At 70.8% G+C, this 25233-nt stretch carries 27 protein-coding genes; 8 read left to right on the forward strand and 19 right to left on the reverse strand.

The window, feature by feature from the left end; genetic code table 11:
- The 5 genes from ABDV68_RS09445 to ABDV68_RS09465 form a co-directional block, all read right to left on the reverse strand.
- A partial coding sequence (locus ABDV68_RS09445) for a TIM-barrel domain-containing protein (protein ID WP_343519597.1) occupies positions 1 to 1143 on the reverse strand: 1143 nt, incomplete at its 3' end.
- A 73-nt stretch (positions 1144 to 1216) separates the two neighbouring features.
- Complete coding sequence (gene smc, locus ABDV68_RS09450; protein WP_343519598.1) at positions 1217 to 4630, reverse strand: chromosome segregation protein SMC; 3414 nt, start codon at positions 4628 to 4630, stop codon at positions 1217 to 1219.
- Positions 4631 to 4661: 31 nt separating this feature from the next.
- A complete protein-coding gene (locus tag ABDV68_RS09455; RefSeq protein WP_343519599.1) occupies positions 4662 to 5399 on the reverse strand; it encodes a thioredoxin domain-containing protein in 738 nt (245 codons plus the stop codon).
- Positions 5400 to 5428: 29 nt separating this feature from the next.
- On the reverse strand, positions 5429 to 6151 hold the full coding sequence (locus ABDV68_RS09460) for a thioredoxin domain-containing protein (protein WP_343519600.1): 723 nt from the start codon (positions 6149 to 6151) through the stop codon (positions 5429 to 5431).
- Entirely contained in the window at positions 6151 to 6663 is a 513-nt protein-coding gene (locus ABDV68_RS09465; protein WP_343519601.1) for a DciA family protein, read from the reverse strand. Before ABDV68_RS09465 ends, ABDV68_RS09460 begins: the two co-directional genes overlap by 1 nt.
- Before the next feature lie 27 nt (positions 6664 to 6690).
- Here ABDV68_RS09465 and mutY point away from each other — a divergent pair, with 27 nt between their 5' ends.
- The 3 genes from mutY to nudC are packed head-to-tail and all read left to right on the forward strand — an operon-like array spanning position 6691 to position 9910.
- Positions 6691 to 7740 (forward strand): A/G-specific adenine glycosylase, encoded by a 1050-nt coding sequence (gene mutY / locus ABDV68_RS09470; RefSeq protein WP_343519603.1) that lies wholly within the window; start codon positions 6691 to 6693, stop codon positions 7738 to 7740.
- A complete protein-coding gene (locus ABDV68_RS09475; RefSeq protein WP_343519604.1) occupies positions 7737 to 9035 on the forward strand; it encodes a serine hydrolase domain-containing protein in 1299 nt (432 codons plus the stop codon). The genes mutY and ABDV68_RS09475 overlap by 4 nt, the downstream gene beginning before the upstream one ends.
- The gene (gene nudC, locus ABDV68_RS09480; RefSeq protein ID WP_343519606.1) at positions 9035 to 9910 is read left to right on the forward strand and encodes an NAD(+) diphosphatase; all 876 of its coding nucleotides are present in this window, start codon (positions 9035 to 9037) and stop codon (positions 9908 to 9910) included. The genes ABDV68_RS09475 and nudC overlap by 1 nt, the downstream gene beginning before the upstream one ends.
- A 184-nt stretch (positions 9911 to 10094) precedes the next feature.
- On the opposite strand, the gene ABDV68_RS09485 is transcribed toward nudC, so the two are convergent.
- Positions 10095 to 10529 (reverse strand): MAPEG family protein, encoded by a 435-nt coding sequence (locus ABDV68_RS09485; RefSeq protein WP_343519607.1) that lies wholly within the window; start codon positions 10527 to 10529, stop codon positions 10095 to 10097.
- 207 nt (positions 10530 to 10736) lie between these two features.
- Between ABDV68_RS09485 and rpmF the strand changes: the two genes are divergently transcribed.
- The 5 genes from rpmF (at position 10737) to ABDV68_RS09510 (ending at position 13675) form a co-directional block, all read left to right on the forward strand.
- Positions 10737 to 10916, forward strand: a complete 180-nt coding sequence (gene rpmF, locus ABDV68_RS09490) for a 50S ribosomal protein L32 (protein ID WP_343519609.1) — start codon at positions 10737 to 10739, stop codon at positions 10914 to 10916.
- Between the two features lie 26 nt (positions 10917 to 10942).
- A complete protein-coding gene (gene plsX / locus ABDV68_RS09495) occupies positions 10943 to 11974 on the forward strand; it encodes a phosphate acyltransferase PlsX (protein ID WP_343519611.1) in 1032 nt (343 codons plus the stop codon).
- A 5-nt stretch (positions 11975 to 11979) separates the two neighbouring features.
- Positions 11980 to 12951: a beta-ketoacyl-ACP synthase III gene (locus tag ABDV68_RS09500; protein ID WP_343519635.1), complete on the forward strand. Its 972-nt coding sequence runs from the start codon at positions 11980 to 11982 to the stop codon at positions 12949 to 12951.
- A 90-nt stretch (positions 12952 to 13041) separates the two neighbouring features.
- Positions 13042 to 13341: an integration host factor subunit alpha gene (locus ABDV68_RS09505; protein ID WP_343519612.1), complete on the forward strand. Its 300-nt coding sequence runs from the start codon at positions 13042 to 13044 to the stop codon at positions 13339 to 13341.
- Between the two features lies 1 nt (position 13342).
- A complete protein-coding gene (locus ABDV68_RS09510; protein ID WP_343519614.1) occupies positions 13343 to 13675 on the forward strand; it encodes a MerR family transcriptional regulator in 333 nt (110 codons plus the stop codon).
- Between the two features lie 2 nt (positions 13676 to 13677).
- Here ABDV68_RS09510 and ABDV68_RS09515 read toward each other — a convergent pair whose 3' ends face one another.
- The 13 genes from ABDV68_RS09515 to gltX form a co-directional block, all read right to left on the reverse strand.
- Positions 13678 to 14220 carry a histidine phosphatase family protein gene (locus ABDV68_RS09515; protein WP_343519615.1) on the reverse strand — a complete coding sequence of 181 codons (543 nt, stop codon included), beginning with the start codon at positions 14218 to 14220 and terminating at the stop codon, positions 13678 to 13680.
- Positions 14217 to 16937: an ATP-dependent DNA helicase gene (locus tag ABDV68_RS09520; RefSeq protein WP_343519616.1), complete on the reverse strand. Its 2721-nt coding sequence runs from the start codon at positions 16935 to 16937 to the stop codon at positions 14217 to 14219. The genes ABDV68_RS09515 and ABDV68_RS09520 overlap by 4 nt, the downstream gene beginning before the upstream one ends.
- Positions 16934 to 17593, reverse strand: a complete 660-nt coding sequence (locus ABDV68_RS09525) for a COQ9 family protein (RefSeq protein WP_343519617.1) — start codon at positions 17591 to 17593, stop codon at positions 16934 to 16936. Before ABDV68_RS09525 ends, ABDV68_RS09520 begins: the two co-directional genes overlap by 4 nt.
- A 2-nt stretch (positions 17594 to 17595) precedes the next feature.
- Positions 17596 to 18534 (reverse strand): DMT family transporter, encoded by a 939-nt coding sequence (locus ABDV68_RS09530; protein ID WP_343519618.1) that lies wholly within the window; start codon positions 18532 to 18534, stop codon positions 17596 to 17598.
- Between the two features lie 71 nt (positions 18535 to 18605).
- Entirely contained in the window at positions 18606 to 19049 is a 444-nt protein-coding gene (locus ABDV68_RS09535; protein ID WP_343519621.1) for a hypothetical protein, read from the reverse strand.
- Positions 19046 to 19591 (reverse strand): GNAT family N-acetyltransferase, encoded by a 546-nt coding sequence (locus ABDV68_RS09540; RefSeq protein ID WP_343519622.1) that lies wholly within the window; start codon positions 19589 to 19591, stop codon positions 19046 to 19048. The genes ABDV68_RS09535 and ABDV68_RS09540 overlap by 4 nt, the downstream gene beginning before the upstream one ends.
- Before the next feature lie 7 nt (positions 19592 to 19598).
- Positions 19599 to 20018 (reverse strand): 6,7-dimethyl-8-ribityllumazine synthase, encoded by a 420-nt coding sequence (gene ribH, locus ABDV68_RS09545; RefSeq protein ID WP_343519623.1) that lies wholly within the window; start codon positions 20016 to 20018, stop codon positions 19599 to 19601.
- On the reverse strand, positions 20018 to 21172 hold the full coding sequence (gene ribB / locus ABDV68_RS09550) for a 3,4-dihydroxy-2-butanone-4-phosphate synthase (RefSeq protein ID WP_343519625.1): 1155 nt from the start codon (positions 21170 to 21172) through the stop codon (positions 20018 to 20020). Before ribB ends, ribH begins: the two co-directional genes overlap by 1 nt.
- Positions 21147 to 21767 (reverse strand): riboflavin synthase, encoded by a 621-nt coding sequence (locus ABDV68_RS09555; protein WP_343519626.1) that lies wholly within the window; start codon positions 21765 to 21767, stop codon positions 21147 to 21149. The genes ribB and ABDV68_RS09555 overlap by 26 nt, the downstream gene beginning before the upstream one ends.
- 17 nt (positions 21768 to 21784) lie before the next feature.
- Positions 21785 to 22747 (reverse strand): bifunctional diaminohydroxyphosphoribosylaminopyrimidine deaminase/5-amino-6-(5-phosphoribosylamino)uracil reductase RibD, encoded by a 963-nt coding sequence (gene ribD / locus ABDV68_RS09560; RefSeq protein ID WP_343519628.1) that lies wholly within the window; start codon positions 22745 to 22747, stop codon positions 21785 to 21787.
- Entirely contained in the window at positions 22744 to 23100 is a 357-nt protein-coding gene (locus ABDV68_RS09565; RefSeq protein ID WP_343519629.1) for a hypothetical protein, read from the reverse strand. The genes ribD and ABDV68_RS09565 overlap by 4 nt, the downstream gene beginning before the upstream one ends.
- A 42-nt stretch (positions 23101 to 23142) precedes the next feature.
- Positions 23143 to 23814, reverse strand: coding sequence for a TonB family protein (locus ABDV68_RS09570; protein WP_343519631.1), 672 nt, complete (start codon positions 23812 to 23814; stop codon positions 23143 to 23145).
- A gap of 99 nt (positions 23815 to 23913) precedes the next feature.
- On the reverse strand, positions 23914 to 25233 hold a 1320-nt coding region (gene gltX / locus ABDV68_RS09575; RefSeq protein WP_343519633.1), incomplete at its 5' end, for a glutamate--tRNA ligase.

The raw sequence follows: 25233 nt of genomic DNA on the forward strand, positions 1-25233 counted from the left end.
CCCGCCCCACCAGACGCGCGACGCCTGGCGCGTGAAGTCGGGGAACACCGAGGGCCCCGGCCACACTGGCGCGACATAGGTCTCGCCCTTGCCGGTGCGCAGGAAATGATTGCCCGCCACGCCGCCGTCATAGGGCGCGTAATTCTGCCCCGGTACATGCGCGATATGCAGATCGGTGATCGCGACCAGCCCGAATCCGTCGGCCTTCAGGTCTCGCGCCAGCTTGGGCAGGTCGGGGAAGGTCTTCGCATTGGTCGTGAACGGCCGGTTGCGGTCCTGGAAGTCGATGTCGAGCCAGATCACGTCCGCCGGGATCCGGTCCTTGCGCAGCCGCGCGGCGATCTCGCGCACCTCGGCGTCGGACATGTAGCTGTAGCGCGACTGCTGGTAGCCCAGCCCCCAGGGCGCGATCAGCGGCGCCTTGCCGGTGAGGTCGTGATAGCGCCGCACCACCTCGGGCAGGGTCGGCCCCGCGATCAGATAATAGTCGGCCGGTCCTCCGGGCGCGCCGATCTCGAGTTCGCCGTCGCGGCGGTGCCCGAAATCGAACCAGCTGCGCGTCGGATTGTCGAGGAACAGGCCATAGCTGCCGCCTTCGCCACCGGTCGCGACATAGAAGGGGACCGACTTGTAGGTCGGGTCGGTCTCGCGGCCATAGCCGAACGTGTCGGTGTTCCAGTGAACATAGCTCGCGCCGCGCCGGTCGAACGGACCGGTCTTGTCGCCGAGGCCGTAATAGCGCTCGCCGACCGGCATCGCCTTGCCCATCCCGAACTCGCCATCGGGTCCGATCACCGGCGAATAAGCGTCGCGCACAATCACCTTGCCCGCGGAATCGCGCACCGTGACCTGCAACGTCTTCGGATCCACGCTCACGCCCAACGCGTCGGTCGCGAACCCGTTCGCCGCCGCCCTGACCTTCACCGCCCGCGCCCGCACCTCGGCCGGCACCGCCCAGCTCGCATCCTCGGGCCACCGGCCTTCGCGCGCCAGCCGCACGCGCAGGATCGACGGCGTCAGCGCCGTCACCCGCACCGCGATCTGCCCGCGCGTCACCTCGACGCCATTGTCGAGCGCGCGCACCTGCGCCGCCGCCGGCGCGGCCAGCGCGATCGCTGACAAGGTTGTCAGAAGCAGTTTCATACTCGCGACTCTCCTACCCACCCTTATGTCTCTCTTAAATCCTCCCCCTCCGGGGGAGGAGTTCTTGTCCTTCCTATTCCGCCGCCAGCAGCGATTCCGCCCCGCCGAGGTCCACCGACACCAGTCGGCTGACTCCGCGCTCGACCATCGTCACGCCGAACAGCCGATGCATGCGGCTCATCGTCGCGGCATTGTGGGTGACGATCAAATAGCGGGTCGCGGTCTCGCGCGTCATCGCGTCGAGCAGGTCGCAGAACCGCTCGATATTGGCGTCGTCGAGCGGCGCGTCGACTTCGTCGAGCACGCAGATCGGCGCGGGGTTGGTCAGGAACAAGGCGAAGATCAGCGCGACCGCGGTCAGTGCCTGCTCGCCGCCCGAGAGCAGCGTCAACGACTGCAGTTTCTTGCCCGGCGGCTGCGCCATGATCTCGAGTCCCGCCTCGAGCGGATCGTCCGAATCGATCAGCTCGAGATGCGCTTGCCCGCCATTGAACAGCGTGGTGAACAGGCGCCGGAAATGCTGGTCGACCGCCTCGAACGCGGCCAGCAGCCGCTGCCGCCCCTCGCGGTTCAACGTGCCGATGCTTCCGCGCAGCCGATGTACCGCCTGGACCAGCTCGTCGCGCTCCCTGGCATTGGCCTCGGCGGAGGTGGTGAGCTCGGCCAGCTCGCTCTCGGCGACGAGATTGACGGGCCCGATCCGCTCGCGCTCGGCGTTCAGCCGTTCGTGCGCCGCGGATTCGTCCTGCGGATCGCGCACGCTGTCCTCGCTGAAGCCGGCGCGCTCGGGCAGCAAGGGCGGCGGGCATTCGAAGCGCTCGCCCGAGAGGCGCCCCATCTCGACCCGGCGCATCTCGTGGTTCTCATGCCGTGCCACCGCCCCCGCGCGCGCCTCGCGGGCCTCGGCCAGCGCCTCGCCCGCCGCGCGCATCCCGGTCTCGGTGTCGCGCAGCGCCGCCTCGGCGTCGCGTTCGGCGAGCTGCGCCGCGGCGCTCTCGATCCGCGCTTCCTCATTGGCCTTCTCGGCGCGTTCGATCCCGGCATCGAGCTCGGCGGGTTTGTCCTTGAGCGCCTCGGCCGCCTGCGCCAGCTCGACGGCGCGCGCGTCCATCTCTGTGATCCGCTTCGCCGCTTCGCCGGCGCGCGCCTTCCACCCCTTGCTCTCCGCCTGCGAGGCCGCCAGCCGCTCGCGTGCGCTGGCCATGTCGCGTTCGAGATTGCCGCGCTCCGCGCGCGCATTGGCGGCCGCGTTGCGCTTCGCTTCCGCCTCGGCGGTCAGCGCCGCGACCTTCGCTCGCGTCGCGCTCCCGTCGGGCAGCGCCGCCCGCGCCGCCTCCGCGCGCTTTAGCTCGCCATTGGCCTCTTCCAGCTCGGCTGCGCTGCGGGCCCGGCGGGCCTCCATGTCGGCGCGCTGCGCGTCGAGCCGTTCGAGCGCCGCCGCCGCGCGATCCTCCGCGCGTGCCGCTTCGCGCGCCGCAGTATCGCTGTGGTCGAGCAGCCGCTTGCACTCCGCCGCCGCGCGCCGCGCCTCGGCGATGTCGCCCTCGATCCGCGCCAGCTCGGCGTCCGCGGCATCGACCGCGCGCACCGCCGCCGGACGCGCCTTCTCGATCGCGCGCAGCCGGTTGACTCGCTCGAGCCGCTCGGCCGCCGCCGCGCCGCCGCTCCTCGCGACATAGCCGTCCCAGCGCCGCAGCACCCCCGCCAGCGTCACCAGCCGCTGCCCCACGGCGAGCGGCTGGCCCTCGTCGTTCTCCGCCACCAGCACCTGCGCCAGCCGCCGCGCGAGCGCCGCGGGCGCCTCGACGTGCCGGGCCAGCGGCGTCGTCCCCGATGCCGCGCCGGGATCGTTCGCCAGCGCCTCGGCGCCCGCCCAGTGGCGCTCGTCCTTGGGATCGAGTCCAGCCTCCAGATCGTCCCCCAGCGCCGCCGCGAGCGCGCGTTCATAGCCGGGATCGACCTTCAGCCTATCGAGCAGGCGCTCCTTGCCGCTTGGCCGCGTCGCCTTGGCCAACGCCGCCGCCTCGCTGTCGAGCTGCGCCAGCTCGGCATGCGCGCCCGCGCGCGCGGTCTGCGCCCGCGTCCGCGCCTCGACCGCGCCGCGCTCGGTCGCATCGGCGCGGGCGAGGCCGGTGCGCGCGGTCTCGGCCTGGCGCTCGGCCTTGGCCCTGGCGTCGATCGCCTGCGCCCGCGCTTCCTTGAGCGGGGCGGGATCGCCGAGTGCGTTGATCTCGGCGGATACGCGCGCCGCCTCGCGTTCCGCCCGTTCCACCCTCGCCCTTGCCGCGGAGAATGCCGCTTCGGCGACCCGAGTCTCCGCCGCCTCACTTGCCTGCGCCGAAAGAGACTGGGCCAATGCAACTTCGGCGTCCCGCGATTCTCCTTCCGCTCTCGCCAACGCGGAATCGAGCGACGGCATCCGCGCTTCCGCATCCTCGATGCGAATCTGGAGCGCTTTGGCCTCCGCCTCGAGCCGCGCCAGCGCCTCGGCGGCGTCGTGCGCCAGCGCTCCCTCGCGCCCCTTGTCGGCCTCGAGCCGCGCCGCGCTCTCGCCGAGCTCCGCGATCCGCCGCTCGGCGCTGGCCCGCTCGCTGCGCAGCCCCGCCAGCGCGTGCATCGCCTCGCTCGCGCGGTCGCGCACCGCCAGCGCCGCGGCGCGCGCCGCTGCGAGCTTCTCGGCCATCGCCTGCTGCGCCGCGAGCGCCATCTCCTGCGCCGCGCTGCGCTCGGCGACCAGCGCCTCGGCGGCCGCCGCCTCCTGCTTCGCGGCGTCCGCCGCCGCTGCCGCGTCGCGCCAACGCGCGAAGATCATCCGCCCCTCGGCGGTGCGGATCTTGTCGGAGAGTTCGCGATAGCGCTCGGCCTGGCGCGCCTGGCGCTTGAGCGCCGCCGCCCGCGCCTCCTGGTCGCCGATCACCTCGTCGAGCCGCGTCAGGTTCGCCTCGGTCGCGCGCAGCCGCTGCTCGGCGTCCTTGCGGCGGACGTGCAGGCCGGAGATGCCCGCCGCCTCCTCCAGCATCTGGCGGCGCTCGCCGGGCTTGGCCTGGATGATCGCGCCGATCCGCCCCTGGCTCACCAGCGCGGGCGAATGCGCGCCGGTCGCCGAATCCGCGAACAGCAGCGCCACGTCCTTGGCGCGCACGTCGCGTCCGTTGATGCGATAGGCCGATCCGGCGCCGCGCTCGATCCGGCGGACCACCTCGATTTCGCCGTCCGCCTCGCCGCCGGCCTCCTCGGCGAGGATCGAGACCTCGGCGAAGTCGCGCTGCGGGCGCGTCGCGGTGCCCGCGAAGATCACGTCCTCCATGCCGGCGCCGCGCATCGACTTGGCGCTGTTCTCGCCCATCGTCCAGCGCAGCGCTTCGAGCAGGTTGGACTTGCCGCAGCCGTTCGGCCCGACGATTCCCGTCAGCCCGGGCTCGATTCGCAGGTCGGCAGGGTCGACGAAGCTCTTGAAACCGGTGAGGCGGAGCCGCTTGATCTGCATCGCTGTGCGGTCCGCCCCCCGGCTTACCCGATCAGGCGCCCGCGGCCTTCAACGCCGCCTCGACCTGCGGCCAGGTGCCGGTGTTCTCGAGCACCTTGCCGTTGAGGATGAAGGTCGGCGTGCCGGGGATGCTGTATTCCTTGGCCGCGGCCTCGTTGCCCTTGACCAGCGCGTCGATCGCCTTCTGGTCGCCGAGGCACTGACGTGCCTGTGCCTCCGGGACGCCGCGCTGCTGGACGAAGGCGAGATAGCCGAAGCGCTCGGCCAACGCCGCGGTGCGCTGCGCCGGCGCCATCGCCTCGACCTGCTGGAGGAAGGGATCGCCTTCCTTGGGTCCGTTGCCGAGCAGCGTGTGCTGCTGCTCGTACATCTGGTCCATGATCGCGAAGAACGGGCCGGGGCCGGCGCACTGGCCGAGCAACGCCGCGCCGAGATCGATCGGGTTGAGCAGGAAGTCGCGGAATTCGAAGCTCACCTTGCCGGTCGCGACATAGGCCTTGAGCGGCTCCATGCCGGTATTGGCGAAGGCGGCGCAATGGCCGCAGGTGCGCGAGCCATATTCGATCAGCTTGATCGGCGCGTCGGGGTTGCCCATGCGGAAGCCGCCCTCGGCGGTCTTCTCGACCTTCTCGGTCCATTGGGTGCCGGCCGGCGCCGCCGCGCCCGCTACCGGCGAAGCCGGCGCCGCCGGGGTGCTGCTGTTGCCGGTTTCGCTGCCGCCGCACGCGGCAAGCGCCATCGCGGATGCCAGGCCAATCGCAATACGCATCAATCGTCTCTCCACTCGAAACTTGTGACTCAGCGTGCCCCCGCGGCGCGCAATTCGGGTTGCAGGCTGGCCCATTCGCTGCCGCCCCCGGCCTTGCCGTTGACGGTGAAGCTGGGCGTACCCTGGATCGTGCTCCAGGCGGCCTTGGTCATCGCGGTCACCTTGTTGAGGTCGCCCGGCGCCGCGAAGCACTTGTCCACCGCCGCCGCGCTCATCCCGCGCTTGGCCATCAGCGCGGTGAGGCCCGATCCGCTCGCGGCCGCCTTCAATCGCGCCAGCTCGGGCTGCGACTGGATGCGCGGGGCATTGGCCTGCCACCATTGCCGGCCCTGCTCGAACCAGTCCGCCTGCGCGGCGAAGATCGCTTGGCTCGCGCCGCCGAACCCTTGCGGTCCCGTGCAGCGCGCGAGCAGCGCCGCGGCCATGTCGAGCGGATCGCGCACCGCATGCCGGAACTCGATGCGCACCTCGCCGCGGCGGACCAGGTCGTCGTAGAGCGGCGCCTTCGATTCGGCGACGAAATGCGCGCAATGCGGGCAGGTATAGCTCAGATACTCGACCAGCCGGACCTTGGCGGCGGGGTTGCCGGTCAGGATCGCACCCGACTGGGTCTGCACGACATGGGTACGCCAGTCGCGCGTCAGCGCGGCCTTGGGCGCCGCTTTCGGCGCCGGCCTGGTCTGTTGCGCGGGCGCCGCCGTGGCAAGCAGCGGGACGGCGAGCAGCGCGAGGCACAGGCGAACGAAGCGCATCAATTGATCTTTCCAAGCTTGAGCGGAGGGGTGGCGACGCCGGCCGCGAGGCCCTCGAGCACCGCGCGCAGCTCCGGATCGGCGATCGCGCGGAGGCTCTCGCCCATTTCCGCCGGGACCGGCGCGGGCGGGGCCGGCGCGGCCGGGGCCGGCGCGCGTGGCACCTCGCCCTGGCGGATCGCGACGCGCGCCACCGCGGGATAGCCGAAGAAGCGGTTGACCCGCTCCATGATCTCGGGCGCGATGTGCTGCATCATCGGCGCGTGCGCACCCTGGACGACGAGGCTGAGCACGCCGTTGGCGCGCTCGCCGCGCGGGAAGCGGATCGATTCGGGGGCCGATACGCCAGCATAGCGCTCGCCGACGATCTCGCTCCAGCGGCGCACCACCGCGCTTTGCACGAAGCCGAACTTGCGGAACGCGACACGGCCGACATCGGGCACCAGCTCCGCCACCGGGCGAAGGCGGTTGCTGCGTTTCGGCTCCTCGGTCGTGGCGCGCGGCTTACTCATCCGGCCAGTCCATGCCATAGCCGGGCCGTGCCCGACAATGTTTCTCGCGACATCGCTGCACCGCTGCTCGACTGGTACGATGCCAACGCGCGCGTCCTGCCATGGCGCGCCGCGCCCGGCACCCCGCCGCCGGACCCCTATCGCGTGTGGCTGTCGGAGGTGATGCTGCAGCAGACCCAGGTCGCCACGGTGATCCCCTATTTCGAGAAATTCACGACGCGCTGGCCCGATTTCGCCAGCCTCGCCGCGGCCGACGATGCCGAGCTGATGAGCGCCTGGGCCGGCCTCGGCTATTACGCGCGCGCGCGCAACCTGCTCGCCGCGGCGCGGGCGGTGGCAGGCGGGCATGGCGGACGGCTGCCCGCGGACGAGGGTGAGCTGCGCAAGCTGCCGGGCTTCGGGTCCTATACCGCCGCGGCGGTCGCGGCGATCGCCTTCGGACAGCGCGCGGTGGTGGTCGACGGCAATGTCGAGCGGGTGGTTTCGCGGCTGTTCGCTTGCCGCGATCCCTTGCCCGCCGCGCGGCCGCGCATCCGCCAGCTCGCCGATTCGATCACCCCCGGCGCCCGCGCGGGCGATTTCGCGCAGGCGATGATGGATCTCGGCGCCACCATCTGTACGCCGCGCTCGCCCAAATGCCTGTTGTGCCCGCTCGCCGACCGCTGCGATGCGCGGGCGGAAGGGCGGCCGGAAGCCTATCCGGTGAAAGCGCCGAAGAAAGCGCGGCCGGTACGTTACGGCACCTTCTTCTGGGCCGAGCGCGAGGGGCAGGTGCTGCTCGTCCGCCGTCCCGCCAAGGGACTGCTCGGCGGCATGCGTGCGCTGCCCACCGGCGCATGGAGCGCTGCGCCGCCCGCGCTTGCCGGCGCGCCGTTCAACGCGGACTGGACACTGCGCAACGACACGGTGAGCCACGGGTTCACGCATTTCGAGCTGGTCGCCGCGCTTGCGGCTGCCACGATCGACCGCCACATTGCGCCCGCGGACGGCGAATGGTGGCCGATCGCCGAGCTCGACTCGGCGGGACTTCCGACCCTGTTCGCCAAGGCAGTCGCAGCGATTGGGAGGACGGGATGAAGACACTGTGGCTGGCCGGCGGCGCTGCCGCGCTTGCGATCGTCGCGGTTTCGGGGGCCTTCGGGCAGGCGGTCACCGCGCCGCCCGCGCAGGACCTGACGGTCGCCGCCGATGCCGTTCCGGCGCTCGCCCGCGCCTATGTCGCCGACCGCAAGACCCCGGGCATCGTCATCGCCTATGCCAAGGGCGACCGCGCGCCCAACTTCGCCGCGGCGGGCAAGATCGCCGATGACGAGGATGCGGCCAAGGCCGACCCCGATTCGCTGTGGCGCGTCTATTCGATGACCAAGCCGATCACCGGGATCGCCGCGATGATGCTGGTCGAGGACGGCAAGCTCAAGCTCGACCAGCCGGTCAGCGACTTCATTCCCGGCTTCAAGTCGATGAAGGTGCTGACCGATCCCGCCAACAGCCTCGCCACGCGTCCCGCGGCGCGGCCGGTGACGGTGCGGAACCTGCTCACCCACACCGCGGGCCTGGGCTACACGATCGTGACCAAGGGGCCGCTGCTCAAGGAATATGAACGGCTCGGCATCACCCCCGGCGCGATCAGCGCCTCGGTCGAGGTCGAGGCGCGCAAGACGCGTCCGGGCTCGCTCAAGGAATTCGCCGATCGCGTCGCGACCCTGCCGCTGATCGCCGATCCGGGGACGACGTGGAGCTATTCGATCGGCCTCGACGTCCTCGCGCGCGTGGTCGAGGTGGCGGGCGGGATGCCGTTCGAGCGGTTCCTGCAGACGCGCATGTTCGGTCCGCTCAAGATGACCTCGACCTATTGGAGCGTGCCGGAGAGCGAGATCGGCCGGTTCGCGACCAACTATCTGTGGGCGGGCGAGAATCGCATCCCGTTCGATCCCGCCAAGAGCTCCGCCTATATCGCGCCGCCGTCCTTTCCCTATGGCGGCGCCGGACTGGTCATGTCGGCGCGCGACTATGACCGGTTCCTGCACATGCTGCTCAATGGCGGGACGGTCGACGGGGTGCGGGTGATGAAGCCGGCGACGGTGCGGCTCGCCATGTCCAACCTGCTGCCGCAGGGCGTCGTGTTCCGGGGGCCGTCGGGTGATTCGCCGGTGCCGCTGGGCTTCGGCGCCGGCGGCTCGGTCAGCCTCGCCGACGTTCCCGGCGGGCCGGGCAAGGGCACTTATGGCTGGGGCGGCGCGGCGGGGACGCTGGCGTTCGTCGATCCGGCGAACAAGGTCCGCGTCACGGCGATGGTCAATTACTTCCCCAGCGAGAAATGGCCGCTGCGGCGCGACGTCGTCAAAGCCGTCTACGCCGATCTGGCGCGCTGATGCCGCTCGTGGGATTCACCGGCGCGGTGCTCGACCGCGCCGATCGCGAGCGCAATGATCCCGCGGCGCTCGCGGCGGCGCTCGCCGACTCGCACGCGCGGCTGCTCAGGCTGAACGGGCTCGAGCCGGAGGTCGGCGCGGCGGGGCAACTGGTCTGGACCAGCCTCGCCGACCTGCCCACGGGCAGCGAGCCGCTGTTCCTCGGCTATATCGACGGCATGCCGCATTTCGCCCCGCTCGCGCTTGGCGAACGGCACGGCACCGTGCGCTCCCCGGCGTTGTTCCAGATGCTCGCGCTGATGCCCGCCGATCAGGCGAGTCTCTACGCCTGCGCGCGCAGCCTGGTCGACTGGCACCAGCGCCACGGCTTCTGCCCGGCGTGCGGAACCCCGACCGAGCTGTTCCGCGCCGGCTGGGCACGGCGCTGCCCGGCCTGTGCGGCAGAGCATTTCCCGCGCACCGATCCGGTGGTGATCATGCTCGCCGAGCATGGTGGCCGGGTCCTGCTGGGCCGCGGCCCGGCCTGGCCGCCCGGACGCTATTCGGCGCTCGCCGGCTTCGTCGAGGTCGGGGAATCGATCGAGGAAGCGGTGGCGCGCGAGACGCTGGAGGAGGCCGGCGTGGTGGTAAGCAATGTGCGCTATGTTGCCAGCCAGCCTTGGCCTTTTCCCTCGTCGCTGATGATTGCCTGCGTGGCTGACGCCGAGGACGATGGCCTGACGCTCGATACGCACGAGCTCGAGGACGCGTTCTGGGCGACGCGGGACGAGGTGCGCGCCGCGCTCGATGGCGAGGCCGGCGCGCGGTTCGGCGCACCGCCGCCTTACGCCATCGCGCACACGCTGCTGCGGGCGTGGCTCGGCGGCGACACCTAGAAGTTGACGAAGTTACGCGGAACGCGATTCATTCCGTCAACTTCCGCGCCTGGTCCGGGCGTGGCTTCGGATGGAACGAATCGACGAAATCAAAGAGTGGCCGGCGCCGACTCGTCAATGCAAGCAAATCAATTCCAACATTGCAAGCGGGGGCCGTTCAGCGGCCCGTTCCGATTTCGAAAGCCTAGCCTGCCGTCTGGATCAGCTCGATCGTTTCCGCCTCGCCATAGCTCAGAAACGGGATGCTCGCGGCATAGAGGCCGAGGCCGGCGATGATCAGGAAGGTCAGCACGATGCCGATCGCGCGGCCCGGGCGCCAGCCGTCCATGCCGAACGGATGCAGGATGCGCGCGACGACGAACACCACCGCGACCGCCCACAGCCACTCCACCGTGCCCACGGCGAGCTCGATCAGTGCGATCAGGATCAGCACGATCGGCGCATATTCGGCGAAGTTGAGCTGCGCGCGCATGCGCGCGGTCAGCCGCTCGCTGCCGCCGTCGCCGATCGAGATCTTCTCCGACCGCCGCACGATCCCCACGCGGAATGCGAGCCACAGATTGATCAGCGCGCAGGCGGCGGTGGTGGCGAGCGCCACGGGCAGGATGATCGCTTCCATCGGTTCTGGATTCCCCCTTTTGACGGCCACTCGCTGCCACGCCGCGCGCCGCCTTGCAACTTGGGCGAAAATCGGTATAGGCGCTCGCTCGCTTCGCGACAGGCCTGACCGGCGGTCCGGCGAGTGCCGGACCATGGCGCTTGCCCGTTCCCCGCGCCAAGCGTATCGCGATCCAGTTTTTACGACGAATCCAAGAAGGTTGCCGAAATGGCCGTCCCCAAGAGAAAAGTTTCGCCGAGCCGCCGCGGCATGCGCCGGGCGCACGACGCGCTGAAGGTCGAGGCGTTCCAGGAATGCCCGAACTGCGGTGAGCTCAAGCGCCCGCACGTGCTGTGCGGCGCCTGCGGTCACTATAACGGCCGCGAGATCGTCTCGGTCGAGGGCTGAAGTCGAAGCAACAGGGGCAGCCAGCCATGACGTCCAGCGCGCGGATCGCCGTCGATGCGATGGGCGGCGACGAGGGGCTGGCGGTCATGCTCGCCGGTGTCGCGCGTGCGCGCCGCCGGTTCGAGGGGATGCGCTTCCTGCTGGTCGGGGACGAGGCCGCGATTCGCGAGGGCCTCAAGACGCATCCCAACCTCACCGCCGCGTCGGAGATCGTCCACGCGCCCGAGGTGGTCACCGCCGACGACAAGCCGAGCCAGGCGATCCGCCGCGCCAAGGTCACCTCGATGGGCATCGCCATCGACCTGGTGAAGAAGGGCGAGGCAGCGGCCGCGGTCTCCTCCGGCAATACCGGCGCGCTGATGGCGATGTCGAAGCTCGCGCTGCGCACGATGCCGGGGATCGACCGGCCCGCGCTTGCCGCGCTGATGCCGACGCTCGGCGCCAACGACGTGGTCATGCTCGATCTCGGCGCCAATACCGAGGTCGACAGCCGCAACCTCATCCAGTTCGCGGTGATGGGCGCGGCCTATGCGCGGACGGTGCTCGATTTGCAGTCGCCCCGCGTCGCGCTGCTCAACATCGGCACCGAGGAGATGAAGGGCACCGACATCATCCGCGACGCCGCGCAGCAGCTGCGCGCCGCCTCGCATCTGCCGCTCGAGTTCGCTGGCTTCATCGAGGGCAATGCGCTGTCGCGCGGCCATGTCGACGTGATCGTGTGCGACGGGTTCGCGGGCAATATCGCGCTCAAGACGGTCGAGGGGACGGCGCGCTTCGTCGCCGACTTGCTGCGCCGGGCCTTTTCGAGCTCGACGCGATCGAAGATCGGCTTCCTGATCTCGCGCCCGGCGACCGAGCTGCTGCGCCACCATCTCGATCCCAACAACCATAATGGCGCGGTGTTCCTCGGCCTCAACGGCATCGTCGTGAAGAGCCATGGCAGCGCCAACGAGCTCGGCGTCGACACCGCGATCGGGGTCGCGGCGAAGATGGTGCGTGACGATCTCACGCGGCGGATCGCCGAGGACCTGGGCAACTTCGAGGCGCAAGCAGCATGAGTGAGTTGGTGCGTCGCGCGGTGATCACCGGAACCGGCTCGGCGCTCCCGCCGCGCCGCGTGTCCAATGCCGAGCTGGCGGAGCAGGTGGACACCAGCGACGAATGGATCGTCGAGCGCACCGGCATCCGCTTCCGCCACATCGCCGGCGAGGGCGAGACCACCTCGACGCTGGCGACCGATGCGGCGAAGGCGGCGCTCGCGGCGGCCGGAACCGACGCGGCGTCGATCGACCTGATCGTGCTCGCGACGGCGACTCCCGACCAGACCTTCCCCGCCAGCGCGACCAAGGTGCAGGCGGCGCTCGGCATCGCCGATTGCGTCGCGTTCGATGTCGCCGCGGTGTGCTCGGGCTTCCTCTACGCGCTGCAGGTGGCGGAGAGCATGATCCGGGCGGGCAGCGCGAACCGCGCATTGGTGATTGGGGCGGAGACGTTCAGTCGTATCCTCGACTGGGAAGACCGCGCGACCTGCGTGCTGTTCGGCGACGGCGCCGGCGCGATCGTGATCGAGGCGCAGGACAGCGCGGTGGGCGACGGACGCGGCGTGCTGGCGACGAAGCTGCATGCCGACGGGCGCCACAACCAGCTGCTCTATGTCGACGGCGGTCCGTCGACCACCGGCACGGTCGGCAAGCTCAGGATGAAGGGCAAGGAAGTGTTCCGCCACGCGGTGGTCAACCTCGCCACGGTGATGGGCGAGAGCCTGGCCGCGGCGGGCCTGGCGCCGCAGGATGTCGATTGGGTGGTACCCCATCAGGCCAATGCCCGGATTCTCGACGCGACCGCGAAGAAGCTCGGCCTCGCACCCGAGAAGGTGATCGTGACGGTCGACGAGCACGCCAACACCTCCGCCGCCTCCGTACCGCTGGCGCTGGACGCCGCGGTACGCGACGGGCGGATCAAGCAAGGCGACCTGCTGGTGCTCGAAGCGATGGGCGGCGGCTTCACCTGGGGCGCCGCGGTCGTCCGCTTCTGACACGCCGGCTCGTCACGAGCACGTAACGATGGTTGCGCTGCGATATCCATGTGTTACGGTGTCCGGAAGGCCCGACCGGGAGACTCGATAATGGCCACTGCCGCGACGCTGACCAGAGCCGATCTTGCCGATGCGCTGCATCGTGAGGTGGGTCTGTCGCGTGCGGACGCGTCGCGCCTCGTCGAGCAGATCCTGCGCCACATGTGCGAGGCGCTCGCCAATGGCGAGAACGTCAAGATCTCCGGTTTCGGCAGCTTCGTGCTGCGCGACAAGGGCGAGCGGATCGGCCGCAACCCCAAGACCGGCGTCGAAGTGCCGATCGCGCCGCGCCGCGTGCTGACGTTCCGCGCCAGCCAGATGCTGCGCGACCGGATCGTCAACGGGGGGTAAGATGGCCACCGGTCCGGAGAAGGGCCCGAATGCCTTCCGGACGATCGGCGAGCTCGCGCAGGAGGTCGGGCGCCCCCAGCATATCCTGCGCTATTGGGAGACCCGCTTCCCGCAGCTTCGCCCGCTCCAGCGCGCCGGCGGCCGCCGCTACTACCGGCCCGAGGACGTCGCGCTGGTGCGGCGGATCGACTCGCTGCTCGGCCGGGAAGGCTACACCATCCGCGGCGTGCAGCGGCTGCTCGACGCAGAGCGCGGGGTGAAGGGCAAAAGCGGGGAATCGACGCTTCAGACGGTTCGCGACACGCTTGCCGAGGCGCTCAAGCGCGACGGCTGAAATCAGTCCCGGTTCGGGCCGAGTGCGGGGTCGAGGTCGCGCGGGCGGGTGAAGCGGACCAGCGTCCCGCCGCCGGCGCGGACCGCATGCCAGTCGCCGACATCGAAGGTCATCACCGCGAGCGCCGCGGTCGGGAACTTCTCTTCGACCGAGTCGCGCAGCGCATCGCCGGCGCGGTCGGGGATCAGCGCCAGGATCAGGTCCTCGAGACCGGGATTATGGCCGATCAGCAAGGCGCTCTCCGCGCCTGCGGGAAGCTCGTGGATGACATCGAGCAGGCTCGAGGCCGAGGCGAGGTAGATGCGCCGGTCCCAGACCGGGGCGAGCTCGCTGCCATAGCCTTGCTCGACCTGTTCGACCGTCTCGACGATGCGCGCGGCCGGCGAGGCGAGGACATGGTCGAAGCGCATCGCCTCGCTGCGCATGTGGCGGCCGACGATGACCGCCGCGCGCTGCCCCTTGCCATTGAGCGGCCGGTCGAAATCGCGCGCCACGGGGTCGTCCCAGCTCGATTTGGCGTGGCGCAGCAACGTCAGCGTCTTCATCGGGGCTCCGGCTCGGGGGTCGCGCGCGCCTTCTGCCCGAAGCTTGCGACAGAGGAAAGACGTTCGACGCGGCGCACCGCCTCATCGAGCGCAACGCGCGACACGGGCGTGCCGGGCGGAAACGCGCCGAGCAGGCGCGAAGGCATCGCAGCCGAGAGCAGCACGAACGCGCCGCTGTCGTCGGCACGGCGGATCAGCCGCCCGAATGCCTGGGCGAGCCGGGCGCGGACGATACGGTCGTCATAGGCACTGCCGCCATCGGCGAGGCGGCGCGCGGCGTGGAGCACGCTCGGCTTGGGCCAGGGCACGCCCTCCATCACCACCAGCCGGAGCGAATGGCCGGGCACGTCGACGCCGTCGCGCAGCGCATCGGTGCCGATCAGCGATGCGCGCGGATCGTCGCGGAAGATGTCGACCAGCGTGCCGGTGTCGATCGGGTCGACATGCTGCGCGTAGAGCGGCAGCCCCTCGCGCGCGAGCCGGTCGGCGACGCGGGCATGCACCGCGCGCAGCCGCCGGATCGCGGTGAACAGGCCGAGCGTACCGCCCTGCGCGGCGACGATCAGCCGCGCATAGGCGGCGGCGAGCGCGCCCATGTCGCCGCGCTTCACATCGGTGACGATGATCACTTCGGATCGTGCGGCATAGTCGAAGGGTGACGGCGCCTCGAACCGCTGCGGCGGATGGAGCAGGTGGCGCGCGCCGCTGCGCGCCTCGGCGACGTCCCAGTCGCCGCCCGCGCGCAAGGTCGCCGAGGTGACCAGCGCGCCGTGCGCGGGCTTGAGCACCGTCTCGGCGAAGGGCCGGGCGGGGTCGAGCCAGCGGCGGTGAATGCCGATGTCGATCTCGCGACCCTCGATGCGCTCGACGGCGAGCCAGTCGACGAACTCCTCGGCCGGCGCGCCGCCGATGCGGGCGATCAGCGCGAGCCAGGCGGCAACGGTCTCGGCGCGCCAGCCGAGCGACGCGATCGCGCCCTCGATCCGCGCGCGCGCCGGGCCGTCCATCCAGTCGGGCGCCTCGTCGAGCACCGCTTCGAGGCGGCGGCCGAGCGCGATCATCGGGCGCAGCAAGCGCTCGAGCGCGGCGGCGGCGGGGGTGGCGGTATCGACCAACGCGGCATCGGGCTCGGCGAGCTCGGTCTCCATGCCGTAGCCGGCGTCGCCCGACCCGTCGGTATCGCGCGCGTAGACGAGGCCGCGCACCGCGGCGAGGAGCTGTTCGACCGGGCCGAAGGGCTGGCCTTCCGCAAGGCGCTGGAGCCAGCCATCGGAGGGCAGCGCGCGGGCGGCATCGACCGCGTCGGCGATCGCCTGGGCGCCGGCATCGTCGTAGCTCGCCACGTCGGACAAACGCGCGGCGAGCCCGCGCCGCCGTCCGCGCGCGCCGCCTTCGGGGCCGGTGATCCAGCGGCGCAGCTCGATCGTCTCCTGCCCGGAGAGCGCGGTGCCGAACATCGCGTCGGCGGCGTCGAACAGGTGATGGCCCTCGTCGAAGACGTAGCGGGTGGGCCGGGTCGCGGTCTCGCGCCCGCGCGCGGCGTTGACCATCACCAGCGCATGATTGGCGATGACGATGTCGGCGTCCGCGCTCGCCCGTGCCGCGCGCTCGATGAAGCATTTGCGATAGTGCGGGCAACCGGCATAGACGCACTCGCCGCGCCGGTCGGTGAGCGCGGTCGAACCGTTGCGGCGGAACAGCGAGGGCAGCCAGCCGGGCAGGTCGCCGCCGACCATGTCGCCATCGGCGGTATAGGCGGCCCAGCGCGCCACCAGCTGGGCGAGGATCGCGGCGCGGCCGGCGAAGCCGCCCTGCAGCGCGTCCTCGAGGTTGAGCAGGCAGACATAATTCTCGCGGCCCTTGCGCGTGACGACGCGCTGCTTGCGGACCTCGGGGTCGGCGAACAGGCGCTCGCCCTCATGGCCGAGCTGGCGCTGCAGCGCCTTGGTGAAGGTCGACACCCATACCGCGCCGCCCGCCTTGGCCGCCCAGAGCGAGGCGGGGGCGAGATAGCCCAAGGTCTTGCCGATGCCGGTGCCGGCCTCGGCGAGGACGAGGTTGGGCGAATCGCGCATCGTGCGCGGCGCGAAGGCGCTGGCGGCGGCTTCGGCGTAGAGGCGCTGGCCCTCGCGCTCCTCGGCGCCATGACCGGTCAGCGTCGCGAGCCGGTCGCGCACCTCTTCGGGCTCGAGGCCCACCGTGCGCGGCGGGGTGCGCGGCGCCTGCTCGGTCCATTCGGGCAAGCGCGAGAACAGCCAGCGCTCGGCCTTTTCCGGGCGTGACAGGCGTTGGGCGAGGGCCGGCGCCCAGCTCCAGCGCAGCCGCGCGAGCGACTGTGCGGCATGCCAGGCGCCCTCGCGCTCGGGCCAGTCGGTGTCGGCGATGGCGAGCATCGCGTCGGCGGCGGCGCGGAGGAACGGGGCGATTTCGGCATCAGTCGCCGGTTCGGACAGGCCGAGCGTTCGGGCGAGGCCGCGCGGCGTCGGCACCATGAAGCGCGCCGGGCGGAGAAAGGCGAACAGCTCGAGCAGGTCGAGTCCGGAAAGCTCGGCATAGCCGAGGCGCTGCGCGGCGAGCGGCGCGTTGAGCAGCACCATCGGGGTATCGGCCGCCATGCGCACCGCCTCGCCGCGGCCGACGCTGCGCGTGCCCTCCGCCGTCGCGATCCAGATGCCGCCATGGCTGGCGTGAAGGGCGGGATAGGGAAGCGCGCTCACCGCGCGTGGTAGCGCAGCCGGCCGACGAAGCGCGACAGGCTGAAGCGGTGGTCGCTGCGGCCGGCGAGCTTCGCCTTGGCCTTTTCGAACTGCATGATGTTCTCGATGCGGCGGGCGAGGAAAGCGCGCGTCTCGGCCTGGCCCTCGCTCGCGTCGTTGAGGAACACGGCGATCGTTGCGGCATAGATGCCGGCGAGCATCGTGCGCTTGGTGTAGTGGTTGTAGTCGGTCGCGGTGTCGCCCGCGAGGCGCCACATGGTATCGGCCGAACGCCAGCCGAGCCGCGCGGCGCGCGCGGCGTTCTGCGGCATGGCGAGGATCGCGACGGCGCGGCGCAGCGCTTCGCGGTCAGGTGCGAGGGCATCGAGCCGTGCTTCCACCAGCGCGGTGATCCTGGCGCGGATCTTCATCGCCGCGAGCGTCTCGGGCGGCAGCGCCGCAGCCATGCGCCGGTCGATATGGGCGAACCACAGGTCGATCATGTCGACCGCGTTGCCGGGAACGGCGAGCCGGGCGACGTCGCGATCCGCGCCGATCGCGTCGGCGGCGGCATCGACCGCGGTCGCGCTCCAGCCGTCGAACGCGGCATTGGGTGCGAGATGCGGGGCGAGCGCCTCGCGCAGCTCGTCCAGGGTCATGTCTGACACATCAGCCATGTTCATGGTTTAGCCCCGTCAGCGGTGGTTGCAACCTGCCCCGGCGGCGCCGAGCCGCGGCGGACCAGGACGAGCGCGATCGCGACCAGGATCGCGCCGATGAAGTCGGGCACGCCGAGCCGCTCGTCATAGACGATCCAGCCGACCGCGCCGGCGACGACCGGCTGCGAAAGCAGGGCGATGCCGACCACGAGCGGCGAGAGATGCCCGAGCGCGTAGATCATCAGCCCCTGGCCGAGCACCTGGCTGACGAGCGCGAAGCCGATCACCACGCCCCAGTTATGCGGCCAGATCCGCTCGCCCAGCGCGACCGCGAAGAGCAGGAGCGGGAGGATGCCCGCGGCGCTCGACAGCGCCAGCGCCGGCAGCGGCGTCATCGCGCCGCGCGCGCGCGCCATGAGGATGATATAGCCGGTGTAGAGCACGCCGGCGAACAGGCAGAGCAGGTCGCCGAGCAGATGCTCGGGCGAGAGGCTGTAGGAGCGGCCGAGCAGGAGCCCCGCGCCGACCGCGGCGAGCCCGAGCGCGACTCCCTGCTGCCGCGTCGGCCAGGCGCGCGCGACCAGGAAGCCCCAGATCGGGTACATGAGGGTCGCCGAGTTGCCGAACAGCGTCGCGTTGGCGAGCGTCGTGTGGAGGATGCCGACATGCCAGGAGGCGAGGTCGGCGGCGAAGGCGATGCCGGCAAGCAACAGGATGAGACCGCCGAGCCCCTTGGCATGGCGCAGCGGATTGCCCTCGGTCGCGATCACGATCGCGAGCAGGACGGGAACGCCGAGCGCCAGCCGCCAGAACCCCGCGGCGACCGGTCCGACATCGGCGGCGCGCACGAACCACGGCCCGAAGGCGAGCGCGACGTTGCCGAGGATCAGCGCCGCGAACGGCAGCGCGGCCGCGCTTTGCTGCGGCGCAGCTTCGATCGAGGCGGCGGGCTGATGCATGCCGCCCTTAGCCGCCCAACCGTCGCATATTGCAACCCGTCGCGTGGAAATTTCCGAGGCCGGCGCGGCGTTCAGGAAGCGGCGCGCTCGGCTTCGTCCAGCCGCGCGGTGGTCCATCGGCGGAACCCGGCGCGGACCTTGGGCTGGAAGGCGAGCACGAACGGGAGAAACAGGATCAGCGGGAAGAAGACCGCGAGGATGGCAAAGGCGACGAGGCCGATCGCGACGCCGCCGATGCCGCGGCTCATGCGACTGGACGCGGCTTCGCCGATCACGATCCGGCGCGGCCCCTTGAGGTCGTAGAGGCGCGAGGTGACGAGCACCGCGTTGCCGCTGCGATCGTCGACATTGCTCTGCGCGGTGGCCTCGATCGGCCGTGCGGCCGGCGCGCTGCCGGGCGCAGGCCGATGCACGACCGGCTCGCGCACTGCCGGTTGGCCGGTCCGCGTATCGATCACCACCAGCCGCCGCCCGCGCTCCACCACCTTGTAGCGGCTGGGCGGCGCGTCGGTCATTGCGCCGCGCGCCGCGCCCGCCACTCGTCGGCGGTCTGGCCCCATGCGTCGACGGCGACGTCGAGATAGGGCGCGGGCAGCCGAGTCGGCCCCATATTGTACGAGCCGAGCCGCTGGGCGAGGCGGATCGAGCGGGTGTTTTCGGGCGCGATGGTGTGGATCACCGTGCTCCAGCCGAGCACCTCGACGGCATAGTCCATTGCCGCGACCGCGCCTTCATGGGCATAGCCCTTGCCCGCGAACTCGGATGCGACGCCCCAGCCGACTTCGGTCCCCGGCCAGCCCTCGGGCATCCACGGCCCGAGCCGCCCGACCCATTTGCCGGTGGCGCGCTCGATCACCGAGAACATGCCAAAGCCGACAATGTCCCACGCGCCGGCCATGGTGCAGAGCTGACGCCAGGCGACACTGCGCGCGCCCGGGCCGCCGAGATGCTCGGTCGCGACCGGGTCGGCGGAGAAGGCCGCCCAGCCGTCGAGGTCCTCCGCCGCCGGTCGGCGCAGGAGTAGCCGTTCGGTGAAGAGGATCGGCCCGTTCGTCACTGCTTCGTCATCCGAGCTTCTCGCGCAGCGCGAGCATCGACAACGCCGCCTCGGCCGCACCGCCGCCCTTGTTCAGATGCTTCGGATCCGCGCGGGCGATCGCCTGCGCCTCGTTCTCGGTGGTGAGGATGCCGTTGCCGATCGCGATGCCGTCCATGGTCAGCGCCATGATCCCGCGCGCGCTCTCGTTCGAGACGATCTCGAAATGATAGGTCTCGCCGCGGATGACGACGCCGAGCGCGACGAACGCATCGTAGCGCCCGGTCTCGGCCGCCATCGCGATCGCGCCGGGCACCTCGAGCGCGCCGGGGACGGTGATCGTCTCGTGGCTGTGCCCCGCCGCCTCGACCGCGGCGCGGGCGCCGGCGAGCAGCATGTCGTTGAGGTGGTCGTAGAAGCGCGCCTCGACCAGCAGGACGCGGGCCATCAGGCGGCTCCGCCGAGATCGATCGGGCGCTCGCCGACGATCGACAGGCCGTAGCCGTCGAGCCCGACCAGCGTGTGATGCGTGTTGGTGAGCAGCACCATCTCCTCGACGCCGAGCTCGGTCAGGATCATCGCGCCGACGCCATAGTCGCGCAGCTCCTCCATGTCCGCCTCGGTGCGCTTGCCCGCCTTGCGCTCGACCGCCATGGTGAAGGCATCGGCGCGTGGCTTGTTGATCACGACGACGACGCCGGCGCCTTCCTCGCCGATGATCTCCATCGAGCGTTGGAGCAATTTGCCGCGCTCGCCCTCCTCGCCGAACAGGTCGCCGAAGGGCGAGAGCGCGTGCATGCGCACCAGGGTCGGCTTGTCGGGGCTGACGCGGCCTTTCACCAGCGCGACCTGCTCGGTGCCGGTCGCCTTGTTCCAGAAGGTGAGGACGCGCCACTCGCCGCCCCAGCGGCTGGTGAAGACGGTCTCGGCGCGGCGTTCGACGAGATGGTCGTGGCGGCGGCGATAGGCGATGAGGTCGCGGATCGTGCCGATCTTGAGATTGTGGAGCTGCGCGAAGGCGACGAGATCGTCGAGCCGCGCCATCGTCCCGTCGTCCTTCATCACCTCGCAGATCACGCCCGAGGGGTTGAGGCCGGCGAGACGCGACACGTCGACCGCAGCCTCGGTATGGCCGGCGCGGACCAGCACCCCGCCCTCACGCGCGACGAGCGGGAAGACATGGCCCGGCGAGACGAGATCGTCGGGGCCGTTCATCGCGTCGATCGCGACCGCCACGGTGCGCGCGCGGTCGGCGGCGGAGATGCCGGTGGTGACGCCTTCCTTGGCCTCGATCGAGACGGTGAAGGCGGTGCCCATCTTGGTCCCGTTCTTGCGCGCCATCGGCTCGAGCCCGAGCTGGTCGATCCGCGCCTTGGTCATGGCGAGGCAGATCAGGCCGCGGCCATGCTTGGCCATGAAGGCGATCGCGTCGGGAGTGGCCATCTGCGCGGGGATGACGAGGTCGCCCTCATTCTCGCGGTCCTCATCGTCGACGAGGATGAACATGCGGCCGTTGCGCGCTTCGTCGATGATCTCCTCGGGCGAGGAGAGGAAGGCGTGGCGCAGGCGCGCCAGTTCAGGGTTTGCTTTGGGCTGGGCCACGATGGGCCTCCATGCGTTGGAGATAGCGTGCGAGCACGTCGATCTCGAGGTTGACGGCCTGGCCCTGCGCGAGCGCGCCGAGGGTCGTGACGGCCTGGGTATGCGGGATGAGGTTGACGGTGAAGGTCGCGGTGCCGTCGGATTGGTCCGACACCTCGTTGACGGTGAGCGAGACGCCGTCGATGGTGATCGAGCCCTTGCCGGCGATGAACGGAGCGAGCGCGGCCGGCACGGCGAAGGCGATCCGCTTCGACTCGCCGTCGGGGGTGATGCCGAACACGGTGCCGGTGCCGTCGACATGACCGGTGACGATATGGCCGCCGAGCTCGTCGCCGACCTTGAGCGCGCGCTCGAGGTTGAGCTTGCGGCCTTGCGCCCATTGGGCGGCGGTGCGCGACACGGTCTCGCGCGACACGTCGACCGCGAACCAGCCGGCCCCCTTGTCGACCACGGTGAGGCACACGCCCGAGCAGGCGATCGAGGCGCCGAGATCGACCGTCCCGGTGTCATAGGCCGTGGCGATGCGCACGCGCAGGTCGCCGCGATCCTCGACGGACTCGATGGTGCCGATGTCGGTGACGATGCCCGTGAACATACCGTTATTCTGAATCCCTAGGTCCTGGCGCGCTCGTAGACCTCGAGCCGGTCGCTGCCAAGCATGCGCGTGTCGGTGAGGCGCCAGCGGCCGTGCGCGGCGTCGAGCGAGGCGAGGCCGAGATCGGCGAGGCCGGGCTTGCCGCCGAGCAGGATGGGTGCACGGTAGAGCAGCAGGCGATCGGCCAGATCGGCGCGGAGGAAGGCGGCGGCGGCGCGCGCACCGCCCTCGACCAGCAGGTGATCGACGCCGTCGAGCGTGGCGATGTCTTCGGGCGTGGCGATCGTGGTCCAGCCCTCCGCGGTGCGGCTCGACAGAAGGATGCGGCGTGGGGCGTGATCCTCCAGGCCGGGAAGACGGACGTCGAGGCGGGGCGAGTCCACCTCCAGCGTGCCGCGGCCGACCAGGATCGCCTCGTGGCGCGCGCGCTCGAGATGGGCATGGGCACGCGCTTCGGGACCGGTGATCCAGCGGCCCTCGCCATTCGCCAGCGCGATGCAGCCGTCGAGCGAGGTGGCGAGCTTGAGCGTGACGTAAGGACGGGCCTGTGCCTGGCGCATGAGGAAGCCGGCCATCGCGCGCCGGGCACCGGCCTCGGCGACGCCGGTCGTGACCTCGATTCCGGCGGCGCGCAGCGCCTCGATGCCCTTGCCGTTCGTGCGCCCGTCCGGGTCGGCGACGGCGATCACGGCGCGGGCGATCCCGGCTTCGATCAGCGAGGTGGCGCAGGCGGGACCGCGAGGCGAGGCATGCGCGCACGGCTCGAGCGTGACATGGGCGGTGGCCCCGCGTGCCGCGACACCGGCTTCGGCAAGCGCCTCCGCCTCGGCATGTGGGCGGCCGCCGGGCTGAGTCCAGCCGCGCCCGACGATGCGATCGTCTTTCACCAGCACGCAGCCGACATTGGGGTTGGGCGCGGTCCGGCCGCGCCCGCGCGACGCGAGCGCCAGCGCCGCGGCCATCCAGCGCGCGTCGTTCAAAGGCCCATGGCCTTCAGCTGGTCATCGATCTTCTTGTACTCGAGCCGCTTCTTCTCGGCCCGCGCCTTTTCCTCGGCCTCGCGTTTCTGCCGCTTTTCCTCGTCGATCTTCTGCTGTGCGATGATCTCGTCGAGCGTGCGGTCGGCGCGCCAGTTCTGGACGTAGATGATCTCGCGCTTGTAGGCGGGCTCGAAATAGGAGTCCAAATAGAAGCCGGTCAGGATCAGGCCGGTCGTCGCGAAGGCGGCAAACAGGAACCAGACCTGGTAGCGGTGACGGATGCGCAGGACGTCGCGCAGGTCCTGGAGCGGCCCGACCGACGACACATGCCTGTTGCGCCTCATGAAGAACATGGCGGCAAGATAGGCGTGCCGTGCGGCCGGGACCAGCCCCGGCTACTCGACGATCTGGAAACGCATCGTCATCGTTTTCCAGCCCTCGACCGGAATGCCGTCGCGCGTCGCCGGCTTGAAGCGCCAGCGGGAAAGGGCCTGGCGGCGCGTCGCTTCGGACAGCGCCGCGTCGGGGCTCTTCAGGATCTCGATCGCCTTGACCCGGCCGTCCACGCCGATCAGCGCGCGAACCCTGACGCTGCCCTCGATCCCGGCGCGGATCGCGGACGGCGGATAGGGGGGCTGGAGCGCGTCGGCGTAGCGCGGATCGACCTCCGCGCCGACCATCACCGGCGGGCTCGGCGGGTCGAGCGTGACGCCGCCACCGCCGCCCAGTCCCGGGACTGCTGGGGGATCAAAGGTGACGGGGACGGGATCGGGCGTGGTGCCGATCACCGGCCCCGTCTGAGGAAGCACCACCCTGGGATCAGGCTGCGTGACGGGAGGGGTGGTGCGGGACTTGACCGCCTGCTCGACCGGGGGTTGCGGCTTGGGCTTTGGCGGGGTCGGTTCGGGCAGCGGGATGTTGCGCCCGGTCAATACCGTGGTGATTCCCCCCGGGGCGATCGTCGGACCCGCAAAGTACAGGCCCAGGATCATCGCGCCGCTGATCAGAAGGGCTGCGCCGGCTCCCGCCGGACGCGACGCCGTCGAATGATACCTGTCGGCATACATGGCTGCTCTCCTTCGTCTCCGGCCTGTTCCCGCCGGATCAAAAGAAATGATACATCATTACATAACAGAGGCAAGGTGATTTTGTATCATGACGGAGCGTCAGTTGCGCAGACGGTCGAGTGCGCGGTCGCGGCCGATGAGAGGGAGCAACGCGGCCATGTCCGGCCCCGAGTCGCGCCCGGTGAGCGCGCGGCGCAGCGGGAGGAACAGCGCCTTGCCTTTGCGTCCGGTCGCTTCCTTGAGCGCCCCGGTGAGCGCGTGCCAGGGATCGGCCGACCAGTCGATCGCGGTGGCCACCTCGGCGGCGGCGCGGAGGAAATCGGCATCCTCCGGCGCCGGCGCCGAATCGATCGGACCCTCGACCACCGACCACCAGTCGGCGGCCTCCGCGACAGTCGCGAGATTGGGACGGATCGCGTCCCAGCCGGCCGCGTCCATCCCGGCAGGGAGGCGATCGGCGACCTCGGCATAATCGAGCTGATGGACGATACGCGCGTTGAGCTGGGCGAGCTCGGCTTCGTCGAAGCGCGCGGGGGCGCGGCCGAAGCGCGCGAAGTCAAAGCTTTCGATCAGCGGCGCGACATCGCCGTGCGGCTCGACCGGGTCGCTGGTGCCGAGCCGGGCGAGCAGCGCGACGATCGCCTGCGGCTCGATTCCCGCCTCGCGGAAATGGTCGGCGCCGAGCGAGCCGAGGCGCTTGGAGAGCTTGCCTTCGGCACCGGTCAGCAGCGCCTCGTGCGCGAACGCGGGCGGTTCGGCGCCGAGCGCGGCGAACATCTGGAGCTGCGCGGCGGTGTTGGAGACATGATCCTCTCCGCGCACGACATGGGTGATGTCGAGATCGATGTCGTCGATCACCGAGGGAAGGAGATAGAGCCACGAGCCGTCGGCGCGGCGAACCACCGGATCGCTCATCGTCGCCGGATCGAAGCGCTGCGGCCCGCGGATCAGGTCGTGCCACTCGATCGGGGCGCCGTGGTCGAGCTTGAAGCGCCAGTGCGGGCGGACGCCGTCGGCTTCGAGCCGGCCGCGGTCGGCCTCGCTCAGCGCGAGCGCGGCGCGGTCATAGACGGGGGGCAAACCGCGGCCGAGCAGGATCTTGCGCTTGAGGTCGAGCTCCTGCTGAGTCTCATAGGCGGGATAGACGCGGCCGGCGGCGACGAGCTCGGCGAAGCGGCGCTCGTACAGATCGAAGCGCTGCGACTGGCGCGCCTCGCCGTCGGGCACGAGGCCGAGCCAGGCGAGGTCGGCGCGGATCGCCTCGACATGTTCCTCGCGCGATCGCTCCTGGTCGGTGTCGTCGATGCGCAGCAGAAAGCGGCCGTCCGCCTTGCGCGCCCACATCCAATTGTGGAGGGCGGTGCGGATATTGCCGACATGCAGGCGGCCGGTGGGGCTGGGGGCGAAACGGGTGACGAC

The sequence above is a fragment of the Sphingomonas sp. genome (assembly GCF_039595165.1).
Taxonomy (GTDB): Bacteria; Pseudomonadota; Alphaproteobacteria; order Sphingomonadales; family Sphingomonadaceae; genus Sphingomonas.